This window comes from Streptomyces lushanensis (assembly GCF_001700515.1).
GTDB classification, from domain to species: domain Bacteria; phylum Actinomycetota; class Actinomycetes; order Streptomycetales; family Streptomycetaceae; genus Streptomyces; species Streptomyces lushanensis.
The window spans coordinates 1-2,518 of sequence record NZ_MAUD01000543.1 but is presented as its reverse complement, the minus strand read 5'-3'; the positions used below and the strand labels follow the sequence as shown (position 1 = coordinate 2,518).

Annotated in this window: 1 protein-coding gene; it reads right to left on the bottom strand. The window is 73.2% G+C overall.

Annotation, left to right across the window (positions count from 1 at the left end; translation table 11 throughout):
* Positions 1–159 precede the first annotated feature (159 nt).
* Positions 160–2,277, bottom strand: coding sequence for a laminin G domain-containing protein (locus BFF77_RS31020; RefSeq protein WP_342671275.1), 2,118 nt, complete (start codon positions 2,275–2,277; stop codon positions 160–162).
* Between the last annotated feature and the right edge of the window lie 241 nt (positions 2,278–2,518).

The window sequence follows — 2,518 nt, the reverse complement described above, 5'->3', positions numbered from 1 at the left end:
GCCCCCTGCGAGGCGGGCCGGGAGGAGCCCGCCGGGGGCCGTTCGCCCCCGGCGGTACGCGGGTGATCGGCCGTCCGTCCCGGTCCTCCCCCAGCCGTCCGCCTCGGCCTGTCCGCCTCGGATGGAACTCCTCAGCGGGGAACCCTCAGCGCGAGCCCCTCAGCAAGGGCAGGGCTCCAGTCCGAAGCCGAGCTGGTTGAGGGCCGTACCACTCAGAACACCGGAGAAGGCGTGCACCTCGTCCACGGCACCGCGCAGATACTCTCCCCAGCCGTCGGCCGTGCGGGCCCGCCCCACCTGGAGGCCGCCGGTGCTCTTCCAGGGGTGGCGGAAGGCCGCGGTCCCGTCGGCGTCGGCCGAGCCGTTCACGAAGAGGCTGATCCGGTCGGTCGCGTTGTCGTAGACGACGGCCAGTCTCACGGTGTCGTCCGGCCATCCCGACTGCTGCCTCACGACCGTTTCCGTGGCCCCCTGCTCGTCCGCGTGGGACATCACCAGCTCCCAGGTGTATGTCGAGGGCACATAGCGCACCGTGAAGGCGTCGCCGTTCTCCCCGCCCTGGGACAGCACGGTCATCGGACGCTCGGGCTCGCTGTCCGCCAGCTTGACGACGACACCGATCGTGAAGCTGTCGTCCGTGTCGACCACCGGAGCGTCCGTGGCCGCGAAGCCCGTCTCACCGTCCAGCACCAGATGCCCGTCACCGACGAGTGCGTACTCGACCTCCGGGCAGTCCGGGTCGATCCCCGGGAGGCAGGAGCCGTCGGGGCCCCGGTGGATCGTCGCTCCCGCGCCCAGCTTCAGCGGCGCGCCGCCGTGGAGCTCCGGGCTGGCGCCGTCCCGCGCGCTCTCCAGCGACCAGTGGCCCCGCAGCCGCGGCGAACGGTGCGCGAGCTGGGCCACCTCCTCGGTCATCACGACCCGGTCGTACGCGCGGAGGTCACCGATCTCGCCCCGCCAGTGGTCCCGGTAGCCGGCTTCGTCCCGTGCCCGGCCGATCTGGAGGTGTCCCGCGCTCTCCACGGCGGTCGCCCGCCGCGGCTCACCGACCTCCTGGCCGTTCACGTACAGCCGTGTCATGCCCGTCTCCGCGTCGTACTGACCGAGGACGTACGCCCACTCGCCGGCTTGCGGCGTGCCTCCCGACACCCGGGCGCCGCCGTACGCGAACGACCAGGCGGACTCCCCCTCACCCGACGGGCCGTCCTCCGACGGGCCGTCCTCCGTCCGTACCCCGAGGGTGAACCCGGGCGCCGCCCCCGCGTCCTGGCTGACGGCCGTCATGTTCCCGTCGAGCCGCTCCGGGCGCACCCAGCCGCCGACCGCGAACGTCCTCGTGGTGTCGACGACGGATGTGCCGGGCGTGAGGAAGCCGTCGGCCGTGCCGTCCAGCCGGGCCGTGGAGGTCAGAGCGGTACCCTCCGGAGCGGCCCCGCCGAACGCGACACCCGCGCCGGCCGAAGCCGCCGGGCCGGTCTCGGCCACCGCCGTCCCGGCACCCACCGCGTCGGCCAGCTGCCACCGCGCGACCGGGACACGGCCGTCGCCCACCCGGAACACATGGGTGGCCGGCGGGCCGTTGCGTCCCGAGCGGTCGATCGCGGAGACCTCCAGCACGTACACCCCCTCGCTCGGCGGAAGGAACCGGAAGGACGCCGGACCGCCCATGGTCTCCGCCCTCACGGTCCTGAGCGGGCCTCCTGTGAAGTTGTAGCGGTACTCCACCACGTCGTCGGAGGGCGAATCGACGGTGAAGGTGCCGTAGTTGCCGACGCCGTCCGACCATGTGTCGTCGTCCGGGTACTCGGCCGAACGCACCACGGGTTTCTGGGGGCTCGCCGCGTCGCGCACGAACTCGCAGACCCCTCCCCCGGCGTCCGAGCTCCAGGGCGACACTGCCGTACCGTCGTCCGCGCGGACCCGCCAGGAGACGACGGTGTCCACCGGGACGTCGGCCGGGAGCTGCCAGGGGACGGTGTCTCCCGAGAACCGCGCCGCCGACACATGGGTCAGGCGCCGCTCGGTGCCGTCGGCGTCCTGCCACCACGCCTCGAACTCCCCCTTGACCCGGTTGCCCTCAGCGGGCCGGTCGTCCTCCACCGGGTCGTACAGCACCGCGCTGAGCACCGGTGCGCCGGGGACATACGTCCTGGTCTCCCCCGCCCCGCAGGGCTTCGAGTGGGTGAGCAGATCCGCCAGGACCGGCTGTCGCGGCGGCAGATTCTCCACCGCGACCGCCGCGACCGCCGTCCCCTGAGCTCCCAGAACCGCGGCCACGACGAGTGATCCCGTCGTGAAACGTCTTCCACGCCTGCGCATGGCCATGTGTCCCCTCCCCTGTGCGGCCCCGCCGATCTTGACGGGACCAGGAGACTAACAACGGACACGGACAGCGACCGAGCGGTTTTCAGCGGCCGTCGCTCGGTACGGGGGACGTGCGGTACGAGGGGACGTACGGGCGGTCCGGACGGTCCCGGCGGTCCGGGCGGTCCGGGGGCCCGGACCGCCGGGACCGCCG